At 67.4% G+C, this 22,651-nt stretch carries 16 protein-coding genes, 1 tRNA gene and 1 pseudogene; 12 read left to right on the forward strand and 6 right to left on the reverse strand.

The genetic code is table 11. From position 1 onward, the window contains the following. Positions 1-313 (forward strand): annotated as a pseudogene (locus U5798_RS17210) (aspartate aminotransferase family protein); the annotation flags it as partial. A 148-nt stretch (positions 314-461) separates the two neighbouring features. Here U5798_RS17210 and U5798_RS17215 read toward each other — a convergent pair. From U5798_RS17215 to U5798_RS17225, 3 genes are all read right to left on the reverse strand, one after another. Beyond that, positions 462-1,004, reverse strand: a complete 543-nt coding sequence (locus U5798_RS17215) for a hypothetical protein (protein ID WP_322082729.1) — start codon at positions 1,002-1,004, stop codon at positions 462-464. A gap of 507 nt (positions 1,005-1,511) precedes the next feature. Continuing rightward, a tRNA-Val gene (locus U5798_RS17220) sits at positions 1,512-1,586 on the reverse strand. A gap of 98 nt (positions 1,587-1,684) precedes the next feature. Then, positions 1,685-2,587, reverse strand: a complete 903-nt coding sequence (locus U5798_RS17225; RefSeq protein ID WP_322082730.1) for a LysR family transcriptional regulator — start codon at positions 2,585-2,587, stop codon at positions 1,685-1,687. A 172-nt stretch (positions 2,588-2,759) separates the two neighbouring features. On the opposite strand from U5798_RS17225, the gene U5798_RS17230 reads away from it, so the two are divergent. The 3 genes from U5798_RS17230 to U5798_RS17240 all read left to right on the forward strand — a co-directional run bounded on the left by U5798_RS17230 (position 2,760) and on the right by U5798_RS17240 (position 7,317). Beyond that, positions 2,760-4,511, forward strand: coding sequence for an acyl-CoA dehydrogenase family protein (locus tag U5798_RS17230; protein ID WP_322082731.1), 1,752 nt, complete (start codon positions 2,760-2,762; stop codon positions 4,509-4,511). Next, entirely contained in the window at positions 4,508-5,728 is a 1,221-nt protein-coding gene (locus U5798_RS17235) for a CoA transferase (RefSeq protein WP_322082732.1), read from the forward strand. Before U5798_RS17230 ends, U5798_RS17235 begins: the two co-directional genes overlap by 4 nt. A gap of 176 nt (positions 5,729-5,904) precedes the next feature. Further along, positions 5,905-7,317, forward strand: a complete 1,413-nt coding sequence (locus tag U5798_RS17240) for an MFS transporter (RefSeq protein WP_322082733.1) — start codon at positions 5,905-5,907, stop codon at positions 7,315-7,317. Between the two features lie 201 nt (positions 7,318-7,518). Here U5798_RS17240 and U5798_RS17245 read toward each other — a convergent pair whose 3' ends face one another. Next, a complete protein-coding gene (locus U5798_RS17245) occupies positions 7,519-7,794 on the reverse strand; it encodes an oxidative damage protection protein (RefSeq protein ID WP_006478357.1) in 276 nt (91 codons plus the stop codon). 50 nt (positions 7,795-7,844) lie between these two features. Next, the gene (gene argA / locus U5798_RS17250) at positions 7,845-9,224 is read right to left on the reverse strand and encodes an amino-acid N-acetyltransferase (RefSeq protein WP_014896599.1); all 1,380 of its coding nucleotides are present in this window, start codon (positions 9,222-9,224) and stop codon (positions 7,845-7,847) included. 23 nt (positions 9,225-9,247) lie between these two features. Between argA and hrpA the strand changes: the two genes are divergently transcribed. From hrpA to U5798_RS17275, 5 genes are all read left to right on the forward strand, one after another. Continuing rightward, positions 9,248-13,465: an ATP-dependent RNA helicase HrpA gene (hrpA, locus tag U5798_RS17255; RefSeq protein ID WP_322082734.1), complete on the forward strand. Its 4,218-nt coding sequence runs from the start codon at positions 9,248-9,250 to the stop codon at positions 13,463-13,465. 179 nt (positions 13,466-13,644) lie between these two features. After that, positions 13,645-14,634 carry a beta-propeller fold lactonase family protein gene (locus U5798_RS17260; protein ID WP_124455475.1) on the forward strand — a complete coding sequence of 330 codons (990 nt, stop codon included), beginning with the start codon at positions 13,645-13,647 and terminating at the stop codon, positions 14,632-14,634. 16 nt (positions 14,635-14,650) lie between these two features. Further along, positions 14,651-15,625 carry a sterol desaturase family protein gene (locus U5798_RS17265; protein ID WP_124455474.1) on the forward strand — a complete coding sequence of 325 codons (975 nt, stop codon included), beginning with the start codon at positions 14,651-14,653 and terminating at the stop codon, positions 15,623-15,625. Between the two features lie 111 nt (positions 15,626-15,736). Further along, entirely contained in the window at positions 15,737-16,564 is an 828-nt protein-coding gene (locus U5798_RS17270) for an EI24 domain-containing protein (protein WP_322082735.1), read from the forward strand. Beyond that, on the forward strand, positions 16,561-17,376 hold the full coding sequence (locus tag U5798_RS17275) for a competence/damage-inducible protein A (protein WP_322082736.1): 816 nt from the start codon (positions 16,561-16,563) through the stop codon (positions 17,374-17,376). The genes U5798_RS17270 and U5798_RS17275 overlap by 4 nt, the downstream gene beginning before the upstream one ends. Positions 17,377-17,491: 115 nt before the next feature. On the opposite strand, the gene U5798_RS17280 is transcribed toward U5798_RS17275, so the two are convergent. Continuing rightward, positions 17,492-17,956, reverse strand: coding sequence for a rhodanese-like domain-containing protein (locus U5798_RS17280; protein WP_124455471.1), 465 nt, complete (start codon positions 17,954-17,956; stop codon positions 17,492-17,494). Positions 17,957-18,363: 407 nt separating this feature from the next. Between U5798_RS17280 and glnA the strand changes: the two genes are divergently transcribed. The 3 genes from glnA to ntrC all read left to right on the forward strand — a co-directional run bounded on the left by glnA (position 18,364) and on the right by ntrC (position 22,645). Next, positions 18,364-19,779: a type I glutamate--ammonia ligase gene (glnA, locus tag U5798_RS17285; protein ID WP_124455470.1), complete on the forward strand. Its 1,416-nt coding sequence runs from the start codon at positions 18,364-18,366 to the stop codon at positions 19,777-19,779. Positions 19,780-19,939: 160 nt separating this feature from the next. Further along, on the forward strand, positions 19,940-21,082 hold the full coding sequence (glnL, locus tag U5798_RS17290; protein ID WP_031399495.1) for a nitrogen regulation protein NR(II): 1,143 nt from the start codon (positions 19,940-19,942) through the stop codon (positions 21,080-21,082). Between the two features lie 45 nt (positions 21,083-21,127). After that, entirely contained in the window at positions 21,128-22,645 is a 1,518-nt protein-coding gene (gene ntrC / locus U5798_RS17295; protein ID WP_322082737.1) for a nitrogen regulation protein NR(I), read from the forward strand. Positions 22,646-22,651 lie beyond the last annotated feature (6 nt).

Consider the following 22,651-nt stretch of genomic DNA (forward strand, 5'->3'; position numbering starts at 1 on the left):
TATCGGCCCGTATTTCCAGCGCCGGCTGCGCGACGCGCTGGGTGATCATCCGGTCGTCGGCGAGATTGCGGGCACGGGGCTGGTCGCGGGCGTTCAGCTTGCGCGCGACCGCGGCCGGCGCGAGCGGTTCAGTGCGGATGTCGATATCGGTACGATCTGCCGCGACTTCTGCTTCAACGGCAACCTGATCATGCGCGCGACCGGCGACCGGATGCTGCTGTCGCCGCCGCTCGTGATTCGCGAGGCGGAGGTCGACGAGATCGTCGACAAGGCGAAGCAGGCGTTCGATGCGACGGCGGAGCGGGTGGGGTAGCCGTGCGACGATTCGGCCGCGCCCCTACCGGCCCGAATGAAATGCCTGATCTTTGTTTCGTGCGTTGAACCGGGAGACGGCGTTGCGGCGCTCAATGCGCGAAGAAATGGGAGATTTTTCCGCTGATGACGTATTTCCCTGATTTGCGTCAACCGATAGCCACGGAGACCCGGCTGCCGGCGAGCATCTTGTTCGCTCGACGCACAAACATCCAGTGCCAAACCCAGAGGAAAACCGCAACTCCGCCGGCGATGGAGCCAATGGCATTGGGTATCAACGAAAGAACCTGGGCAAGACACCACCCGATGCCGCTGATCCGGCCGAACGAGCGCAAACCCGACAGAGCCGGATTGATATGAGACTCCGCTTCCAGGGACTTCGCAACGTTGGAAATAATGAAGAAGTCCTCGATGAAGTTGTATGGCAAGAGGAACATCAGCCAGACGCTGTTGGATTCGGCCACACGCGATCCTCGGTCGACCGATTTCAGCGTAGTCCTGAGGTCGCTCGCGTAGGCATAGACCAGGGCCAGGAAAACCGCGATGACGACGATGCTGCCGATTGGCCCAAGCATCTCTATCTCGCCGAGAACGCCCCTGTCTTCTGACGGATAGATAAATGGATAGGCGAGTCCAAAGGCAATGGGGATGCTCAGAATGACTTTGAGAATGGTCAGTGCAGGTGTGCTCATGTGTATCGGATGGAATAGGTGCGTTGTCACATGCAGCATAGCGAACGATCATCCTCGCCGTGCGACTTTGTCCTGGTATTTGCCGCCTTCTCTCACGACGCTAGCCGAGTCGGTGTCTTCGATTGACCCAACCGGGGGGGGCGACCACGTGTCTGCGCCCACGCCAACGGCGGGCCGAGATGGGATGGGGGCGTCAAGGCGCGACGCGCCGTTGTTGGCCCCCGCATGCGGGGCGTGCCAAGTGAGGCAAGCCGAGAGAGCATGAGACAAACCGGGCACTATGCATCGCTGCGATGCCGAGCGACATCAGGTCATGGAAACCGCGCTGCCGAGCGCGAGAGTCGATCAGTCCAGACTATGTGGTTCTTGTTGTGTCCGGGCTTATTGTCTGAGTGCGCCACGTCTGCGCCAAAAGGCTCAATTCGCCAAGTTCGGCTGCAAAGAAAAAGGCCCTCGGCTTACGCCTGAGGGCCTTTGTTCTTCGGGCTTCACACACCGATGAATCCTTGGTGGGCGGTACTGGGATCGAACCAGTGACCCCTGCCGTGTGAAGGCAGTGCTCTACCGCTGAGCTAACCGCCCAAAGAAGAATGAAATTATGTCAGAGCTTTTGGGGTTCGTAAAGCACTTTCTGCAAATTTTTTTCAAATGCCCGCAAGCCCCCGCCGTTGTCCGCCTGCTCAGCCCGCGAGCGCAGGCAGCCCGTCGATCGACGCGCGCACGTAGTCGGCGAACTGCAGCGCGACCGGCTCGGCGGCGCCGCTGCGCTTCAGCGCGAGCGTGCGCGATTCGAGCGATGCATCCTTCAGCGGCCGGAACGCGAGCCGGTCGCTCTTCGCCTGCTGCAGCACGCGCGGCACCAGCGCAACGCCCATCCCGAACTCGATCATCGACAGGATCGTCTGCCACAGCCGCGCTTCGTGGCGGATCAGCGGACTGAATCCCGCGTTCACGCACTGCGCGATGATCAGGTCGTGATAGTGCGGCGCCGCTTCGCGCGGAAACAGGATGAACGGTTCCGCTGCGAGCGCGGTCAGCGCGACCTGCTTGCGCCGGGCGAGCGGATGCGTGGCCGGCAGGCAGCACACGAACGGCTCCGCATAGACGGGCACCGATTCGACCTCGGGCGGGAAGTGGCCCCAGTGCGCGTAGCCGAGATCGATCTGGCCGCGCTGGATCGCCTGCACCTGCGCCTGCGTGTTCATCTCGCTCAGCACGACCTCGACGCCCGGGTAGTCGGCCTCGAAGCGCCGTACCGCAGCGGGCAACCCGCGATACAGCATCGAATGGACGAAGCCGATCCGCAGCCGGCCCGCGAGGCCCGACGCGGAGCGCACCGTCAGCCGCTCGGCTTCGGCCGCCTGCAGCAGCAGACGGCGCGCTTCGCCGAGCAGCACCTCGCCCGCGTTGGTCAGCGCGACGGCCTTGTTGGTGCGCGAGAACAGCTGCACGCCGAGCGCGTCCTCGAACTTGCGGATGTCGAAACTCAGCGCCGGCTGCGAGATGAACAGGCGTTTCGCCGCGCGCCCGAAATGCAGTTCCTCGGCGACCGCCACGAAGTAGCGCAACTGCCTCAGTTCCATGGTGTCTCCTCCCGGCGTCGGCATCGATAAGCAATATCTATCGTACCGGATAAATCGTGTATTGGACGTTTATCGATCGCGCGCCTACGCTCTGCGGAAGGCTTCGCGCGGGACTGGCCGGGCGCCGCTGCGGCGCTCCCGCCGACGTGCAGGCAACCCAGGAGACGCATGCATGAACGACACCGCTCGCACGCCGGACGCCGGCGCATCCAACATCCCCGACAGCCGGGGCATCAATTTCTTTACCGCCGACCCTGATCTCGGCGCATTGCTGAAGCTGCATCTCGGCGACGCGCGCTATGCGGCACTCGAGCCGCGGCTGCGCGCGCTCGGCGCACGCGTGTCGGGCGAGCTCGACGAATGGGCGTCGCGTGCGGACAAGCATCCACCCGTGCTCGAGCACCGCAACCGGCGCGGCGAGGCCGTGCAGCGGATCGACAAGGATCCCGCCTATGTCGCGCTCGAACGCGTCGCGTATGCGGAGCTCGGGCTCGCATCGCTCAGTCACGGGGCCGAAACCGTGCCGCCGCTCGTCAAGTACGCGTTGACGTTCCTGTTCGTGCAGGCGGAATTCGGTCTGTGCTGCCCGGTCAGCATGACCGATTCGCTGACGCGCACGTTGCGCCGCTTCGGCGATCCGGCGCTCGTCGCGCGCTACCTGCCGATGCTTGCATCGCGTGACTTCGACACGTTGTACCAGGGCGCGATGTTCATGACCGAGCAGGCGGCCGGCTCCGACGTCGCGAGGATCGCGACGCGCGCCGTGCGCGAGACGGACGCACAGGGCGAGACCGTCTGGCGCCTGACCGGCGACAAGTGGTTCTGCTCGAACGCGGACGCCGATCTCGCGATGGTCCTCGCGCGGCCCGACGGCGCGCCGGACGGCATCAAGGGTCTTGCGCTGTTCCTGCTGCCGAAGACGCTGCCGGACGGCACGCGCAACCGCTATCGGATCGTGCGCCTGAAGGACAAGCTCGGCAGCCGTTCGATGGCGAGCGGCGAGATCGCGCTCGAAGGCGCGCAGGCGTACCTGATCGGCGAGATCGGCCGCGGTTTCCACCAGATGGCCGACATGATCAACATGTCGCGGCTGTCGAACGGCGTGCGCGCGGCGGGGCTGATGCGGCGCGCGCTGAACGAGGCGCTGCACGTTGCCGCGCATCGCGAGGCGTTCGGCCGCAAGCTGATCGAGATGCCGCTGATGCAGCGCCAGCTGATGAAGATGCTGCTGCCGGCCGAAGCCGCCCGCGCGATGTTCATGCAGATTGCGCTGCTGCTGCCGCAGGCCGATGGCGGTGACGAGCAGGCCGCGCGCTGCGTGCGGATCCTGACGCCGCTGATCAAGTTCCGCGCGTGCCGCGACGCGCGCCGCGTGACGGGCGATGCAATGGAAGTGCGCGGCGGCACGGGCTACATCGAGGAATGGAGCGACGCACGGCTCGTGCGCGACGCGCATCTGGGCTCGATCTGGGAAGGCACGAGCAACATCGTCGCGCTGGACGTCGCGCGGGCCGCGCAGCGCGAGCATGCGCTCGATGCGCTGCGCGCGTTCCTGGGCGACCGTCTGGGTGCAGCACCGCTGCCCGATGCGAGCCGCGCGGCGCTGCGGCGCATTCTCGCGCGCGCCTGCGATGCGCTGGCGCGGGTCGCGGCGGAAGGCGACGACGCACGCGTGCGGCAGGCCGCGTCCGCGCTGTACTACGCGAGCGCGGCCGTGCTGATGGCCTGCGAGGGCGTGGGTCTTGCACCGGATTACCGGCGCCTCGCGCTCGCGCACCTGATCGTGCGCCACAAGCTGCTGCCGGTCGATCCGCTCGCGCCGGCGTCGCGCGACGACGAGCCGGCCGCGTTTGATGCGCTGCTGCGCGGCGCCCCGGTCACGCTCGACACGGCGCTCGACCTGCTGCCGGAGGTCGAACGATGAGCGCGACGAACGCGACGAACGCGACCCGCGGCGCACTGGACGGCCTGAGAGTCGTCGACCTGAGCCGCGTGCTCGGCGGCCCGTACTGCACGCAGGCGCTCGCCGACCACGGTGCGACGGTGGTCAAGATCGAGCCGCCTGCCGGCGATGAAACCCGCGGCTGGGGGCCGCCGTTCCTCGGCGACACGGCCTGGTACTTCATGGGCGTCAACCGCAACAAGGAAGGGCTCGCACTCGACCTGTCGCGCGACGAAGGGCGCGCGATCCTGTGGCGCCTGCTCGAAGAGGCCGACGTGCTCGTCGAGAACTTCAAGCCCGGCACGCTCGCGCGCTGGGGGATGGACTATGCGCGCGACCTGCAGCCGCGCTTCCCGCGGCTGATCCACTGCGCGGTGACGGGCTTCGGCGACGACGGCCCGCTCGGCGGGCTGCCCGGCTACGACGCGGTGATCCAGGCGATGGCCGGGCTGATGAGCGTCAACGGCGAACGCGACGGCGACGCGACGCGCATCGGCCTGCCGATCGTCGACATGGTCACGGGGCTCAACGCGCTCGCCGGCATCCTGCTGGCGCTTGCCGAGCGCGAGAAGAGCGGGCACGGGCAGTCGATCGACATCGCGCTGTACGACTGCGGCGTGTCGCTGCTGCATCCGCATCTGCCGAACTTCTTCGGTTCCGGGCGCGTGCCGGAGCGCAGCGGCAACGCGCATCCGAACATCGCGCCGTACGACAGCTACCGCACGGCGACCGTGCCGATCTTCCTCGCGGTCGGCAACGACCGGCAGTTCGCGCGGCTCGTCGCGCATCTCGGTGCGCCGGCGCTCGCCGGCGACGCGCGCTTCGTCGACAACCGCAGCCGCTGCGCGCACCGGCCCGAGCTGAAGGCCGAACTGGAAGCGCGGCTCGCCGCGCACGCATGCGAGCCGCTCGCACACGACCTGATGGCGGCCGGCGTGCCGTGCGGGCCGGTACGGACGGTGGCCGACGTCGCGCACGATCCGCATGCGCTGCACCGGAATCTGTTCGTCGAGATCGGCGCGTATCGCGGCACCGCGTCGCCGGTGAAGCTGTCGCGCACGCCGGCCACCTATCGTTCGCTGCCGCCCGCGCTCGGTCGCGACACGCGCGCGGTGCTCGACCGGCTCGGCGTCGATCGCGCGCTTCAGCAGCAACTGCTCGACGCCGGCGTGCTGAAGGTCGCGCCGGACGAGACGTGACGGGCCGACGGCATCAGCCGATGAGCGTCGTCTCGAACCGACCGATCGCAACATCAACATCAACATCAACCTCGAACTACGCAACGTAGCGCAACCCCGCTAGCCGGCGGCGCAAGGCCGGCCATCCGGCAACGCGCGCGACAGTCGCGCCGCCGATCATAAACATGGAGACATCGATGAGCCGTCCGCAATCCCCGAGCGCCGCGCAGCCGCGGCCTGGCCGCGCCGCATTCGCGGCGTTCGTCGGCACCACGATCGAGTGGTACGACTTCTACATCTACGGCACCGCCGCCGCGCTCGTGTTCGGCAAGGTGTTCTTTTCGAGCACGATGGATCCCGGCGTCGCGACGCTGCTCGCGTTCGTCACGTTCTGGGCCGGCTTCGCCGCGCGGCCGCTCGGCGGCATCGTGTTCGGGCATCTCGGCGATCGCGTCGGCCGCAAGACCGCGCTCGTGATCACGCTGGTGATGATGGGGCTCGCGACGACCGGCATCGGCCTGCTGCCCGGCTATGCGCAAATCGGCGTCTGGGCGCCGGCCGGCCTCGTCGTGCTGCGCGTGCTGCAGGGCATCGCGGTCGGCGGCGAGTGGGGCGGCGCGGTGCTGATCGCGAGCGAGAATGCGCCCAAGCACCGCAGCATCCTGTACGCGGCGTTCGCGCAGCAGGGCTCGCCCACCGGCAACCTGCTGGCCACGGCCGCGTTCTTCGCGCTGAGCACGCTACCGACGCCGTCGTTCCTGATGTGGGGCTGGCGCATTCCGTTCCTGCTGTCGGCCGTGCTCGTGATCATCGGCATGGTGATCCGGCTGAAGCTCGAGGAATCGGCCGACATGCAACGCGTACTCGCGCGCAAGCGCACGGTGAAGCTGCCGCTGCGCGACGTCGTGCGCGATCACTGGGTGGTCGTGCTGCTCGCGGCCGGTACGCTGCCGGTGATCAACGTCACGTATTTCCGCAGTACGTTCGCACTGTCGTGGGCGACGAAGGAACTCGGCTACGCGCAGGGCACGTTTCTCGGCATCCTGTCGATCTCGCTCGTCGTGCAGTTCCTGATGCAGCCGGTCGGCGCATGGTTCGTATCGAAGGTCGACATGCGGCGCGCGATGTGCTGGATCCTGATTCCGGAGATCGTGCTGATGCCGGTGATGTTCCATGCGCTCGCGACGCGTTCGTACGCGGTCGCCGTCGCGGGCATGTGCATCTCGACGATTCCGTCGGCGATGTTCTACGGCGCGGTCGGCGGCGTGCTCGCGCGCGTGTTCCCGGCCAACATCCGCTATACGGGCCTGTCGCTCGCGTATCAGCTGAGCGCGCTGGTCGTCGGCGGCGGCACGCCGGTGCTCGCGCAGGCGATCCTCAACACGACGGGCAGCATCGTCGGCGTCGCGGTCGCGTCGGGGCTGTATGCGCTCGTGTCGCTCGCTTGCATGCTGGCGCTGCTCAATCGCACCGGGTATCGCGCCGACGAGCTGTCGACGGCCGAGCGCAGCGATGCGGCCGAGTGGGAGACCGAAAGTACGGCGGCAGGGAGTCCGAACGGCGACGCCGCGCAACCCGACGATCGCGGCACGTTGAAACCTGCGGGTTGAGCCGGGTGGGCTGGCGCGACGCGGCAACGTGGCAACGTGGCGATTCCGCGGCATCGGGCGCCGGGCGGATCGCGCGTCGCGTTGCGTCGGCTCTCGCCGGATCGGGTGGCCCAAAAGCAAACGGCACCGTGCGAGACACGGTGCCGTTTGCTTCACGTCGCGACGAGATCGGCACGGCCGGCCGTCGCGAGTCGCGTCGCTTTAGCCTTCCGTCGGCGGCACGTAGCCGGACGCCTGGTCCGCGCCGTCGCCGAAGAAGTACTTTTCCGTCTGCTTCATCAGGTACTGGCGCGCGCGCGGGTCGGCCATGTTCAGGCGGTTTTCGTTGATCAGCATCGTCTGCTGCTTGAGCCAGCCCTGCCACGCTTCCTTCGAGACGCTCTCGTAAATGCGCTTGCCGAGTTCGCCCGGCAGCGGCGGGAAATCGAGGCCTTCGGCTTCCTTGCCGAGCTTCGCGCATTGGATCATTCGAGCCATCGTGTACTTCTCCTGTAATCGGTCTGGGGGGAGGGCAGTCGTGCCTGCGCTCAGAGCTGCTTCATCAGCACGAGCGACTTGCGCTGCCAGTTATAGAGTTTGCGGCGGTCTTCCGGCAGGTCGTCGACGCTGACCTTGACGAAGCCGCGCTTGAGGAACCAGTGCTCGGTGCGCGTCGTGAGCACGAAGATGTGCGTGAGGCCGCGCGCGCGGGCGCGCTGCTCGATGCGCTTGAGCAGGCGTTCGCCGTCGCCCGAGCCTTGCGCTTCCGGCGCGACCGTCAGGCACGCCATCTCGCCGATCTTCTCCTGCTGGTACGGGTACAGCGCCGCACAGCCGAACAGCACGCCATCGTGCTCGATCACCGAGAAGTGGTCGATGTCGCGTTCGATCTGGTGGCGGCCGCGTCGTACCAGCGTGCCGTCCGACTCGAGCGGCTCGATCAGCGACAGGATGCCGCCGACGTCGTCCGGCGTCGCCTCGCGCAGGCTCTCGAGGTTCTCGTACGAGATCATCGTGCCGACGCCGTCGTGCAGGAACAGTTCGAGCAGCATGCTGCCGTCGAGCGACTGCGGGATCAGGTGGGCCCGTGTCACGCCGCCGCGACACGCGCGGATCGAGTGCTTCAGGAAGAACGCGTCGTCGCCCTGGACGTTGCCGGAATCGAGCAGCTCGGCCGCCGCGTCGAGCGACATTTCGCGCACCAGCTCGCCTTCGTCGTCGACGATGCCGGGCGCTTCGGTCAGGAAGATGATCTTGTCGGCGCGCAGTGCGATCGCGGCCGCCGACGCGACGTCTTCCATCGACAGGTTGAATGCCTCACCGGTCGGCGAGAAACCGAGCGGCGACAGCAGCACGAGCTTGCGGCTCGCGAGCGAATGACGGATCGATTCGGCGTCGATCTTGCGCACGATGCCCGTGTGCGCGAAATCGACCCCGTCGAGAATCCCCACCGGCCGTGCGGTCACGAAGTTGCCCGACACGACGCTGATGTGCGCGTGCGCCATCGGCGAGTTCGGCAAACCCTGGCTGATCGCGGCCTCGATGTCGAGACGCACTTCGCCGGCCGCTTCCTTCGCGGATTCGAGCGCGCGCGCATCGGTAATGCGCAGGCCGTGCGAAAACTCGGATTCGACACCGTGCAGGCTCAGCTGCTCCTCGACCTGCGGGCGCGAGCCGTGCACGAGCACGATCTGGATGCCCATCGCCTGCAGGAGCGCGATGTCGGACACGAGCGCGTTCAGCAGCCCCTGCTGCACCACCTCGCCCCCGAACCCCACGACGAACGTGCTGTTGCGGAACTTGTGGATATAGGGCGCGACGGAGCGCATCCAGTCGACGAACTGCGCGTGGCTGGCGGCCGAATCGTCGGCGGCCGGCGGCGTCGCGGCGCCGGTCTGGGCGGGAGGGAGGTCGGTTTGGGAATTCATGGGCGGGATTATAATGCGCCCCCATGTCGAATGTTTCTAAAAGTCCCGCGCCGACGCGGGCCAATACGCCGTCGGCCCGGCACCCGGATGGTGCGGCCGATGCGCGCGAGCAGCCGGGCCAGCCGCCGCGCCAGCAGCAGGACAAGCCGGCGGGCACGCCGGCACCCGCACCGCGCGGGCCGCGCAGCGACGAACGGCGCGGCGATGCGCGCCAGCCGGCCGCGAAGGGCGCACCGCAGGCACCGGGCGAGCGCCCGCCGCGCCGCGAGCGTCCGCCGCGCGCCGTCGTCGCACCGAATCCCGTTCCGCCGATCACGTATCCCGAAAGCCTGCCCGTGTCGGGCAAGCGCGACGAAATCGCGCGCGCGATCGCCGGTCATCAGGTTGTCATCGTCTGCGGCGAAACGGGGTCGGGCAAGACCACCCAGCTGCCGAAGATCTGTCTCGATCTCGGCCGCGGCCTCGGCGCCGGCGGCACGGGCCTGATCGGCCATACGCAGCCGCGCCGGCTCGCCGCGTCGTCGACCGGCCGCCGGATCGCCGAGGAACTCGGCACGCCGTTCGGCGAGGTGGTCGGCTACAAGGTGCGGTTTACCGACAATCTCGCGCCGGGCGCATCCGTGAAGCTGATGACGGACGGCATCCTGCTCGCCGAGACGCAGACCGATCCGCTGCTGAAGGCGTACGACACGCTGATCATCGACGAGGCGCACGAGCGCAGCCTGAACATCGACTTCCTGCTCGGCTACCTGAAGGAAATCCTGCCGCGGCGGCCGGACCTGAAGCTGATCGTCACGTCCGCGACGATCGACGCCGATCGCTTCGCGCGCCATTTCGGCACCGACGAGCGCCCGGCGCCCGTGATCGAGGTGAGCGGGCGGCTGTATCCGGTCGAGATGCGCTACCGCCCGGTGGCCGAGGATCGCCCGGCCGTGAAGAACGCCGAAGGCACGGGCGGCCGCGACCGCGTGAAGACCGCGCGCGAAGCCGAGCGCGACCTGATGGACGCGATCGTCGACGCGGTCGACGAGCTGTGCCGCGAAGGCCCCGGCGACGTGCTGGTGTTCCTGCCCGGCGAGCGCGAGATCCGCGAGGCGGCCGAGGCGCTGCGCAAGCACCACCCGCCGCACACCGAGATCCTGCCGTTGTTCGCGCGGCTCTCGGCGGCCGACCAGGACAAGGTATTCAAGGCGTCGAACGCGCGCCGGATCGTGCTCGCGACCAACGTGGCCGAAACGTCGCTGACGGTGCCGGGCATCCGCTACGTGGTCGACACGGGTCTCGCGCGCGTGAAGCGCTATTCGTACCGGAACAAGGTCGAGCAGCTGCAGGTCGAGTCGATCTCGCAGGCGGCCGCGAACCAGCGCGCGGGCCGTTGCGGCCGCGTGGCCGACGGCGTCTGCATCCGCTTGTACGAGGAAAGTGACTACCAGGCGCGCGCGCGCTTCACCGATCCGGAAATCCTGCGCTCGTCGCTCGCGTCGGTGATCCTGCGGATGAAGTCGCTGCACCTGACGGCGATCGAGTCGTTCCCGTTCCTCGAACCGCCGCCCGGCCGTGCGATCGCGGACGGCTATCAGTTGCTCAACGAACTCGGCGCGGTCGACGACGACAACGCGCTGACGCCGCTCGGTCGCGAACTCGCGCGGCTGCCGCTCGACCCGCGCGTCGGCCGGATGATTCTCGCCGCGCGCGACCAGCAGTCGCTGCGCGAGGTGCTGATCATCGCGAGCGCGCTGTCCGTGCAGGACCCGCGCGACCGGCCGATCGAAGCGCAGGAGCAGGCCGACCAGGCACACCGACGGTTTGCCGACGAGCGTTCCGAATTCCTGCAGTGGCTGAAGATCTGGGCGTGGTTCGAAGAGGCCGTCGCGCACAAGAAGTCGAATCGCCAGCTGATCGACGCGTGCCGGCAGAACTTCCTGTCGCACCTGCGGCTGCGCGAGTGGCGCGACGTCCACTCGCAGCTGCTGACCGTCGTGCGCGAGCACGGCTGGCGCCTGAACGAAGTCGAGGCGACCTATGAACAGGTCCATCTGGCCCTGTTGACGGGCCTGCTCGGCAACCTCGGCCTGAAAGCCGACGACGATCCGCACTATCTCGGCGCGCGCGGGATCAAGTTCTACCTGTGGCCGGGCTCCGTGCTCGCGAAGAAGGCCGGCCGCTGGGTGATGGCGGCCGAGCTCGTCGAGACGAGCCGGCTGTACGCGCGCTGCCTCGCGAAGATCGAGCCCGAATGGGTCGAGAAGATCGGTGCGCACCTGCTGAAGAAATCGCTGTCGGAACCGCACTGGGAGAAACGTCCGGCGCAGGTCAGCGCGTACGAGCGCGCGACGCTGTACGGGCTGCCGATCTATCACCGCCGGCGCGTCGCGTTCGGCAGGCAGGATCCGGCGCGCGCACGCGAGCTGTTCATCCGCGGCGCGCTGGTCGAAGGCGAGTTCGACACGAAGCTGCCGTTCTTCGCGCACAACCGCAAGCTGCTCGCCGACATCGAGCAGCTCGAGCACAAGTCGCGCCGGCAGGACGTGCTGGTCGACGACGAGCTGATCTACGCGTACTACGACCAGGCGATCCCGGAAGGGATCCACACGGGCGTCGCGTTCGAGCGCTGGTATCGCGACGAGGTGAAGAAGGGCGGCCAGGCGGAGGACAAGCAACGGCTGCTGTACCTGTCGCGCGACGACCTGATGCGTCACGAGGCGGCCGGCGTGACGACCGAGCTGTTCCCGAAGCGCGCGACGATGGCCGGCGTCGAGATGGCGCTCACGTACCACTTCGAGCCCGGCACGCCGCGCGACGGCGTGACGCTCGCGGTGCCGTTGTACGCGCTGAACCAGGTCGATGCGCGGCGCTGCGAGTGGCTCGTGCCGGGGATGCTGAAGGAAAAGGTGCAGCTGCTGCTGAAGTCGCTGCCGCAGAAGCTGCGCCGCCACTGCGTGCCGCTGCCCGAGTACGCGGCCGGCTTCGTCGAGCGGATGGGCCGCGAGCGCTTCGGCGCGGGCGGGCTCGTCGAGGCGCTGATCGCCGACGTGCGCGGCGAGACGCAAATCGCGATGAAAACGGCCGACTTCAAGCTTGAGACGTTGCCCGCGCACCTGTTCATGAATTTCAAGGTGATCGACGAGCACGGCCGCCAGCTGGCGATGGGGCGCAATCTCGCGCAGCTTCGCCAGGAACTCGGCGCGCAGGCGCAGCAGCAGTTCCAGAAGATCGCGGCGGCGTCGACGATCGCGCCGGGCGGCGACGCCGATGCCGGCCAGCCGGTCGGCCAGGCGTCGGCGGCTGCTGCCGCGGCCGGTGCAGCCGGTGCCGCCGGCCGCAACGCGAGGGCAGGCAAGGGCGCGGCGCCGCAGACGGCCGCTCCGGCGGAAGCCGGCGCGACGGCGCTGTACGAGAACCTGACGACCTGGAATTTCGGCAAGCTGCCCGAGCTGCTGGAAATCCGCCGGCGCGGCCAGACGCTGTACGGCTACCCGGCGCTCGTCGACCGCGGCACGCATTGCGACGTCGAGGTGTTCGATTCGCCGGAGGAGGCCGCACGCATCCACCGGGCCGGCCTGCGGCGGCTGTTCGCGCTGCAGCTGAAGGAGCCGATCAAGTTCCTCGAGAAGAACCTGCCGGGCCTGCGCGAGATGGCGATGCAGTACATGTCGCTCGGCACGCAGGACGAGCTGCGCGACCAGCTGATCGACACGGCGCTCGATCGCGCGTGCCTGCAGGACCCGCTGCCCGACGACGACGCGAGCTTCCACGCGCGCCGCGACGAGGGCCGCAGCCGCCTGAACCTGCTCGCGCAGGAAATCGCGCGGCTGGTCGGCCAGATCCTGGCCGAGTACGCGGGGCTCGTGAAGAAGCTCGCGCAGGCGAAGCCGTTCGCGCACGCGCATGCCGACCTGCAGCAGCAGCTCGCCGCGCTGGTCGGCAAGCGCTTCGTGATCGACACGCCTTACACGCAGCTGGCGCACTTTCCGCGCTACCTGAAGGGCATCGCGCTGCGGATCGACAAGCTGAAGGCCGATCCGGCGCGCGACGCGAAGCAGTCGGCCGACCTGTTGCCGCTCGCCCAGCAGTACCAGCGTGCGGTGTCGCAGCGCGGCGGCGTCGCCGACCCGCGGCTCGCGGAATTCCGCTGGCTGCTCGAGGAACTGCGGATTTCGCTGTTCGCGCAGGAACTGCGCACGCCGATGCCTGTCTCTGTCAAGCGTCTGCACAAGGTGTGGGAGTCGATGCAGCGCTAGCGCAACATCGGCGTCCCGGCCTGCACCGGCGGCCGGCCCCGGCCGGCCGCGCGGCGCCTGCCGCGGCGGCTCATCCGGCTGCCGCGGCAGCCGGCGAAGTGGCGCAATACCGGCCTGGGTCAACCGGAGGGGCCCGCCGAACGTTCTACAATGACAGCTGTTCCACGACGTGAGTCTTCATGCGCACTTTCCTTTCCTTCGGCCGCACGCTTGCGCTGGCCGCCGCCGTGCTGGCGCCCGCCGCACACGCGAATAACGTGATCGTCCTCAACTCGGCCGAAGCGACGCTTTCCCTGATCGACCAGCAGACCCGCGAAGTCGTCTCCACGATGCCGACCGGCAAGGAACCGCACCATTTGATGGCGACGCCGGACAATTCGTCCCTGATCGTCGCAAATTCGGTCTCGAACAGCCTGATGTTCGTCGATCCGAAGACCGGCAAGCTGCAGCGCACGGTCGAAGGCATCGAGGATCCGTACCAGCTCGGCTTCTCGCCCGACAAGAAGTGGTTCGTGTCGACCGGGCTGCGCCTCGACCGGCTCGACATCTACAGCTACGACGGCCGCGACCTGCATCTCGTGAAGCGCCTGCCGCTCGCGGTGATGCCGAGCCACCTCGCATTCACGAAGGACAGCAAGACCGTGCTCGTGTCGCTGCAGGTGTCCGGCGAGATCGCGGCGGTCGACCTCGCGACGCAGACGGTCAAGTGGAAGATGCCGGTCGGCAAGGTGCCGGCGGGCCTGTGGATGACGCCGGACGACAAATACCTGCTGGTCGGCATGACGGGCGCCGATTACATCGCGGTGGTCGACTGGCGCAATCAGAAGGTCGTGAAGACGATCCAGACCGGCAAGGGCGCGCACAACTTCCGCTCGCTCGCGGACGGCACGCACGTCGCGATCACGAACCGGGTCGCGAACACGATCAGCATCATCGACGAGATCACGCTCACCAAGGTCGGCGACATCACCGGCCTGCTGCCGGGCCCGGACGACATGGAGCTGTCCGCCGACAAGAAGACGCTGTGGGTGACGTTCCGCTTCGCGAAGAAGGTCGGGATCATCGATCTCGCCTCGCGCAAGCTGGTGCAGACGATCTCCGTCGGCCGCTCGCCGCACGGCATCTACTTCTACGACCGCGCGCCGTGGAAGGCGGCGAACGGCGCGTGACGGGCGGAGGCGGACGATGCTGCACCTGATCGATGCGTTCGTGTCGGACATCCAGACCTGGCTGTACGTCGACGTCGTGCAGCCGCTCCTCTTCAAGTTCAACCTGATGGACTATGACGAGGACACCTACGACGCACTGTACTGGGTGATCATCGGCGCGCTGCAGATGGTGCTGATGTTCGCGCTGCTGCGCCCGCTCGAGGCGCTGCTGCCGGTCGAGCGCTGGAAGAACCGCCGCGCGGTGCGGGTCGACGTGATCTACACGGCGATCTCGAAGCTCGGCATCTACACGCTGTTCTTCTTCTTCGCGCTGCAGCCGGTGTTCGACAACTTCCAGGCGTGGCTGCGCCTGCACGGCGTCGCGAACGTGAACCTCGACTATCTGTGGCCGGGCGTGACGTCGAAGCCGATCATCGCGTTCGCGATCTACCTCGTCGTGCTCGATTTCGCCGGCTACTGGTATCACCGCTGGCAGCACAAGTTCGGCATCTGGTGGGAACTGCACGCGGTCCATCATAGCCAGCGGCAGATGTCGCTGTGGTGCGACGACCGCAACCACTTGCTCGACGACGTGATCCAGTCGTGCTTCTTCGCGGCGATCGCGCTCGTGATCGGCGTGACGCCGTCGCAGTTCGTCGTGCTGACCGCGGTCACGAACTTCATGCAGAGCATCCAGCATACGAATGCGCGCCTGTCGTTCGGCTGGCTCGGCGAGCGCCTGCTCGTCAGCCCGATCTTCCACCGGCGCCACCACGCGGTCGGCTACGGTCATGAAGGCACCAAGTACGGCTGCAACTTCGGCGTGCTGTTCCCGTGGTGGGACATGATGTTCGGCACCGCGTCGTGGAACCGCACGGTCGAGCCGACCGGCATCCGCGAGCAGGTCGAGGGCGTGTCCTACGGCGACGGCTTCTGGTCGCAGCACGGCCTCGCGTTCGTGCGGATCTTCCGGCGCCTGTTCCCCGCCAAGCGCGGCGCGGCGTCGGCCTGACGCAATTCCGCTCCCGTTGAACGGCATTCCCACACGGCCCGCATGCGCTTCGGCGCATGCGGGCCGTGTGGTTTATCCTTTCCCCGTTTTTCTCCGTCGATACAGGCTCGCATGAACGACTTGCTGCGCTCTTTCGTCCGGGCGCTCGCCAGCGCGCTGCACCCGCGCATGCTGTGGCTCACCCTGATGCCGTTCGTCGTCTCGGCGCTGCTGTGGGGCGCCGTGCTGTGGTTCTCGTGGCAGACGCTGCTGGATCTCGCGCGCGGCGCGCTCGACGGCTTCGTGCTGACGGCGATGCTGTATCGCGCGTTCGACGCGATCGGCATGTCGCAGCTGCATGCGGTCGTCGCGCCGTTCGTGGTCGTGTCGCTCGCGATCCCGCTGATCGTGCTGACGGTGCTGCTGCTGATCGCGACGATCTCGATGCCGGTCGTGATCAAGCACCTGTCGAACCGGCAGTTCGTGGCGCTCGAGCCGAAGCGCGGCGGCACCTTCCTCGGCAGCGCGTTCAATTCGCTCGGCGCGGCGTTCGTCGGCGTCGTGCTGCTGGTCGTCACGATCCCGCTGTGGCTGATTCCGCCGTTCTTCGCGCTGCTGCCGCCGGTGATCTGGGGCTGGCTCACGTACCGCGTGATGACCTACGACGCGCTCGCGCTGCACGCGAGCCGCGACGAGCGCCGTGCGGTCGTGCGGCAGCACCGCTGGCCGCTGATCGGCATCGGCGTCGCGACCGGGCTGCTCGGCACGGTGCCGACCTTCGTATGGGTCTCGTCGATCTGGATGATGGTGCTGTTTCCGTTCGTCGCGGCCGCCATGATCTGGGTATACGCTTTCATCCTCGTCTTCTCGGCGCTGTGGTTCGGGCACTATTGCCTGCGCGCGCTGGAGGACCTGCGCGCGAGCGCGCGCGCCACCGCAATCGACATGGGGCAGGCATGAGCATCGGCATCATCATCATCGGCGATGAAATCCTTTCGGGCCGCCGGCAGGACAAGCATCTGGCGAAGGTCATCGCGCTGCTCGGCGCGCGCGGCCTCGCGCTCGACTGGGCCGAATACGTCGGCGACGATCCGGCGCGCATCACGGCGACGCTCGCGCGTGCGATCGCGTCGGGCGACATCGTGTTCTCGACCGGCGGGATCGGCGCGACGCCGGACGACCACACGCGCCAGTGCGCGGCCGCCGCGCTCGGCGTGCCGCTCGAACTGCACCCGGAAGCGAAGTTGCTGATTGCGGAGCGGATCCGCGAAACGCACACCGATCCGGCCACGCCGGTCGACTTCGAGTCGCCGGAGAACCAGCACCGCTTCAACATGGGCGTGTTCCCGGCTGGCGCGACGATCATCCCGAACGGCTATAACCGCATCCCCGGCTTCTCTGTCGGCGACCTGCATTTCGTGCCGGGCTTCCCCGTGATGGCCTGGCCGATGATCGAATGGGTGCTCGACACGAAGTACGCGCACCTGCATCACGCGACGCCGCACGCGGAACGCTCGCTGTACGTGTTCGAGCTGCCCGAATCGACGCTCACGCCGCTGATGGAGCGCATCGAGCGCGATTTCCCGGGCGTGCGCGTGTTCAGCCTGCCGAGCGTCGGCGACGCGGAGCGCGGCGGCATCTATGCACGCCGTCACATCGACCTCGGCGTGAAGGGCGAGCCGGAAGCGGTCGCGGCCGCGTTCGTGAAGCTGCGTGAAGGTGTGCACCTGCTCGGCGGCGACGTCGTCGAGCCCGACACGCCGCACGCCTGAGCGGCCCGCCACGCGGCCGCACAAAAGCCACGGGCCGCGCAACGCGGCCCGTCATCGGCATGTCATCGCCCGGCTCGACGATGAGAGTGTCGTCGTCGGTCGGTGCACCGCGCCGTCAGGCGCCGATCCACGGCAGTTTGCGGAAGCACCAGCCGTCGACCGTCTTGCGGTGGCCTTCGGCATCCTTCGCGCCCTCGAAGCCTTCGAGCAGGTCGAAGGCCTTCGTGAAGCCGGCCTGTGCGGACGCGACCGCGGCGAGCTTCGAGCGCGCGGCGCTGCGGCACAGGAACAGGATCGGCGTATCGGCCGGAAGGGCCGCCTTCAGTTCGTTGACGAATTCGGCGTTCGGCACGCCGCCCGGGTAGCGCGTCCATTCGAGGTGCAGGTACTGACCGTCGCCGACGAGCGGGCGGCCGATCCAGTCGAGTTCGGCGCGCGTGCGCACGTCGACGAGGCGCGCGGACGGGTCGAGCTGCAGCAGTTCGAATGCCTCGACCGGCAGCAGCGCGCCGGCGTAGTTGAGCGCGTCGTGTGCGCGGCGTTCGTCGGCCTTCGCGTAAAGCTGGTCGAGCGTACTCATGGCAGGGAGTCTCCGTATCGGTCAAACGATCATTCTAGCGCGGCGTCGCGGCACGGACGCCCGCATGCGGTGCGGTGCACGCGTGGCCCACGCGTTCACCAAAAGAGTGCAGAATGGCGTGCATGCACCAGAATGATTCCGTGACGGCAACGGGCTGTGGCGATTGCACCATGACAGTGCTTTCGACGAGCGACCGGTGTGGCGCGAAGCCCCGGAATCGCGCAGCACAGCCCTGTCGTGGCGAGCTCTGGCGCGATTTGCGCCCGGCGTTTGAAAAGGTGGCACGGAAGCTGCTATATAGAATTCGGTCGAATCGGGGCGCGCTGCGCCAAAGCAAGACCCCGGTCAGCTCGATAAACGAGGCGGTTCCCAGTCCGCCGGAATTGTTCTAATCAGGAGAAGAGGTTATGAGTAAAACCGTCGCCGACGTCATGCAACTCGTGAAGGACGAGGACTGCAAGTTTGTCGATTTCCGCTTCACGGACACGCGCGGCAAGGAGCAGCACGTCTCGGTGCCGGTTTCGGCATTCGACGAAGACAAGTTCGAAAGCGGTCATGCATTCGACGGCTCGTCGATCGCGGGCTGGAAGGGCATCGAGGCGTCGGACATGCTGCTCATGCCGGATCCGAACGCAGCCTTCGTCGACCCGTTCTACGAAGAGTCGACCCTCGTGCTGACCTGCGACGTGGTCGAGCCGGCCGACGGCAAGGGCTATGAGCGCGATCCGCGCTCGCTCGCGAAGCGCGCCGAAGCGTACCTGAAGAGCACGGGCATCGGCGACACGGCCTACTTCGGTCCGGAACCGGAATTCTTCATTTTCGACTCGGTCCAGTGGAACACGGACATGTCGGGCTGCTTCGTGAAGATCAACTCGGAAGAAGCACCGTGGTCGTCGGCCAAGGAATTCGAAGGCGGCAACACGGGCCACCGTCCGGGCACGAAGGGCGGCTACTTCCCGGTCGCACCGGTCGACACGTTCCAGGACATGCGTTCGGAAATGTGCCTGCTGCTCGAACAGCTCGGCATCCCGGTCGAAGTGCACCACCACGAAGTGGCGGGCCAGGGCCAGAACGAAATCGGCACGAAGTTCTCGACGCTGGTTCAGCGCGCCGACTGGACGCAATGGTCGAAGTACATCATCCATAACGTCGCGCACTCGTACGGCAAGACGGCGACGTTCATGCCGAAGCCGGTCGTCGGCGACAACGGTTCGGGCATGCACGTTCACCAGTCGATCTGGAAGGACGGCCAGAACCTGTTCGCGGGCAACGGCTACGCCGGCCTGTCGGAACTGGCGCTGTTCTACATCGGCGGCATCATCAAGCACGCCCGTGCACTGAACGCGATCACGAACCCGACGACGAACTCGTACAAGCGCCTGGTCCCGCACTTCGAAGCACCGGTCAAGCTCGCTTACTCGGCGCGTAACCGTTCGGCATCGATCCGCATTCCGCACGTGTCGAACCCGAAGGGCCGCCGTATCGAAACGCGCTTCCCGGATCCGATGGCGAACCCGTACCTGCTGTTCTCGGCACTGATGATGGCGGGCCTCGACGGGATCCAGAACAAGATCCATCCGGGCGAAGCCGCGGACAAGAACCTGTACGACCTGCCGCCGGAAGAGGATGCAAAGATCCCGACCGTCTGCGCAGGCCTCGACCAGGCAATCGAAGCGCTCGACAAGGATCGCGAGTTCCTGACCCGTGGCGGCGTGTTCACGGACGGCATGCTCGACGCGTACCTCGCGCTGAAGGAGCAGGAGCTGGCGAAGTTCCGCATGACGACGCACCCGATCGAGTTCGAGATGTACTACTCGCTCTAATCGGCGATGGCGCTTCGATTCAGCGCCGTCATGCCGGTTCGTTCCCGTCGCGCGGCCCGCGGCGGGAGCGGCGGAGTCTGAAAGGGGACGGCGTCCGGCCGTCCCTTTTTTGTTCCGACGATTTTCATTTTTGGCCCGGTGAGGCGCGACAAGCACGCAGATGGTTCTGAAGAATCTGATCAAGGCGAGAACGGGGCAGCCCGAGCGACTGACGGACGACGAGCGGCTCGCACGCTCGGGCCTGCTGGCGGGGCTGGAAGCGCTGCCGACGGTCGTGATCGTGCTCGACCGCAAGACGCTGCGGATCGCGTTCGCGAACCCGTCGGCGGAGGCGATGCTCGACATCTCGCGACGGCAGCTCGCGCAGCGGCCGTGGGGCGAGATTTTCCCGAACGCGAACGAACTGGCGTCGACGATCACGGCGATCGGCGAGGAACGCTTTCATGCGACGCACCTCGATACCGTGCTCGACCGGCCCGGCCGCGAACCGCTGCACGTGCACGCGATCGTCGGCTTCCTCGAGACGGCGCCCGATTTCGTGCTCGTCGAGCTGTTCGAGAACGAACGGCAGTCGCGCACCGACCGGGAAGAGCGCATCCACGACCTGACCGCGGTCAACAAGCAACTGATCCGCAACCTCGCGCACGAGATCAAGAATCCGCTCGGCGGCATTCGAGGCGCAGCCCAGCTGCTCGAATTCGAACTGGGCGAGCGCGAGCGCGGCGAGTTGCGCGAATACACGCAGGTGATCATCAAGGAGTCCGATCGCCTGCAGACGCTCGTCGACCGGTTGCTGGAGCCGCACCGGCATCCGCACATCGTCGGCGACGTGAACATTCATGAAGTGTGCGAACGCGTGCGCGCGGTGATGCTCGCGGAATTCCCGCGCGGGCTCACGATCGAGCGCGACTACGATGTGAGCGTGCCGGACCTGCGCGGCGACAAGGAGCAGTTGATCCAGGCGCTGCTCAACATCGTCCGCAACGCGGCGCAGGCGCTGCGCGAGCGGATCGCGCAGGGCGACGCGAAGATCGAACTGCGCACGCGCATCGCGCGCAAGGTGACGATCGCGAAGCGCCTGTACCGGCTGGCACTGGACTTGCACGTGATCGACAACGGGCCCGGCATTCCGGAAGAGATCCGCGACCGGATCTTCTATCCGCTCGTGTCCGGGCGCGAGGACGGCAGCGGCCTCGGTCTCACGCTCGCGCAGACCTTCGTGCAGCAGCACGACGGGATGATCGAGGTCGAAAGCCGGCCCGGACGTACCGAGTTTCAGATTCTGCTGCCGCTCGACCATTGAGCGGCGACTTGCGATTCACCGGATTCACCCATACCTGACCGACCTATGAAGCCGATCTGGATAGTAGACGACGACCAATCGATCCGCTGGGTGCTCGAAAAGGCACTCGCCCGGGACAGCTTCGCGACGAAGAGCTTCGCGAACGTGCGCGACGCGCTGGCCGCGCTCGACCACGAGACGCCGCAGGTGCTCGTGTCCGACATCCGGATGCCGGGCGGCTCGGGCCTCGAGTTGCTGCAGGCGATGCACGAGCGGCTGCCGGGCCTGCCCGTCATCATCATGACGGCGTTCTCCGATCTCGACAGCGCCGTCGCGGCGTTCCAGGGCGGCGCGTTCGAATATCTCGCGAAGCCGTTCGATGTCGACAAGGCCGTCGAGCTGATCCGCCGTGCGGTGGAAGAAAGCCTGCGCGGCGGCGCGCCGCAGGACGAGCGCGTGGCCGAGGCGCCCGAGATGCTCGGCCAGGCCCCCGCGATGCAGGACATGTTCCGCGCGATCGGCCGACTGTCGCATTCGGCCGCGACCGTGCTGATCACCGGCGAGTCGGGCACCGGCAAGGAGCTCGTCGCCCGTGCGCTGCATCGCCACAGCCCGCGCGCGAACGGGCCGTTCATCGCGCTGAACACCGCGGCGATTCCGAAGGACCTGCTCGAGTCCGAGCTGTTCGGCCATGAGCGCGGCGCGTTCACCGGTGCGCAGACGACCCGGCAGGGCCGCTTCGAGCAAGCCGAGAACGGCACGCTGTTCCTCGACGAAATCGGCGACATGCCGTTCGACCTGCAGACGCGCCTGTTGCGCGTGCTGTCGGACGGGCAGTTCTATCGCGTCGGCGGGCACAACCCGCTGCGCGCGAACGTGCGCGTGATCGCCGCGACGCACCAGAATCTCGAATCGCGCGTGCGGCAGGGGCTGTTCCGCGAGGACCTTTACCACCGGCTCAACGTGATCCGGCTGCGCCTGCCGCCGTTGCGCGAACGCAGCGAGGACATCGCGCTGCTCACGCGCCACTTCCTGCAGAAGAGTGCCCGCGATCTCGGCGTCGAGCCGAAGCGCGTGTCCGACGAAGCGCTCGCGTACCTGACGTCGCTCGCGTTTCCCGGCAACGTGCGGCAGCTCGAGAACCTCGCGAACTGGCTGACCGTGATGGCGCCGGCGCAGACGGTCGAGGTCAAGGACCTGCCGCCCGACCTCGTGCCGGGCGGTGCGCCGGTCGTCGCGACGGGTGACGGCGCGGATGCGCCCGGCAGCAGCGGCAACGCGGCGGCCGGAACGTCCGTGCTCGGTGCCGCGCCGGTGGCGAGCACGCCCGTCGCGGCCGCGCCGAACGGCGGCGCGCCGGCCGGCTACCCGCTGTGGGAGCACGGGCTGCGTACCGAAGTCGCGCGGCTGTTGCGCGAGAATTCGGCCGACGTGATGGACGAGCTCGCGCGTCGCTTCGAGGCGGCCGTGATCCGCGAGGCGCTCGACTTCACGCGCGGCCGCAAGGTCGAGGCCGCGGAGCGGCTCGGCATCGGCCGCAACACGATCACGCGCAAGATCCAGGAACTCCATCTGGAGCCCTGAGCACGA

The sequence above is a fragment of the Burkholderia sp. BCC1972 genome (assembly GCF_905339605.1).
Taxonomy (GTDB): Bacteria; Pseudomonadota; Gammaproteobacteria; order Burkholderiales; family Burkholderiaceae; genus Burkholderia.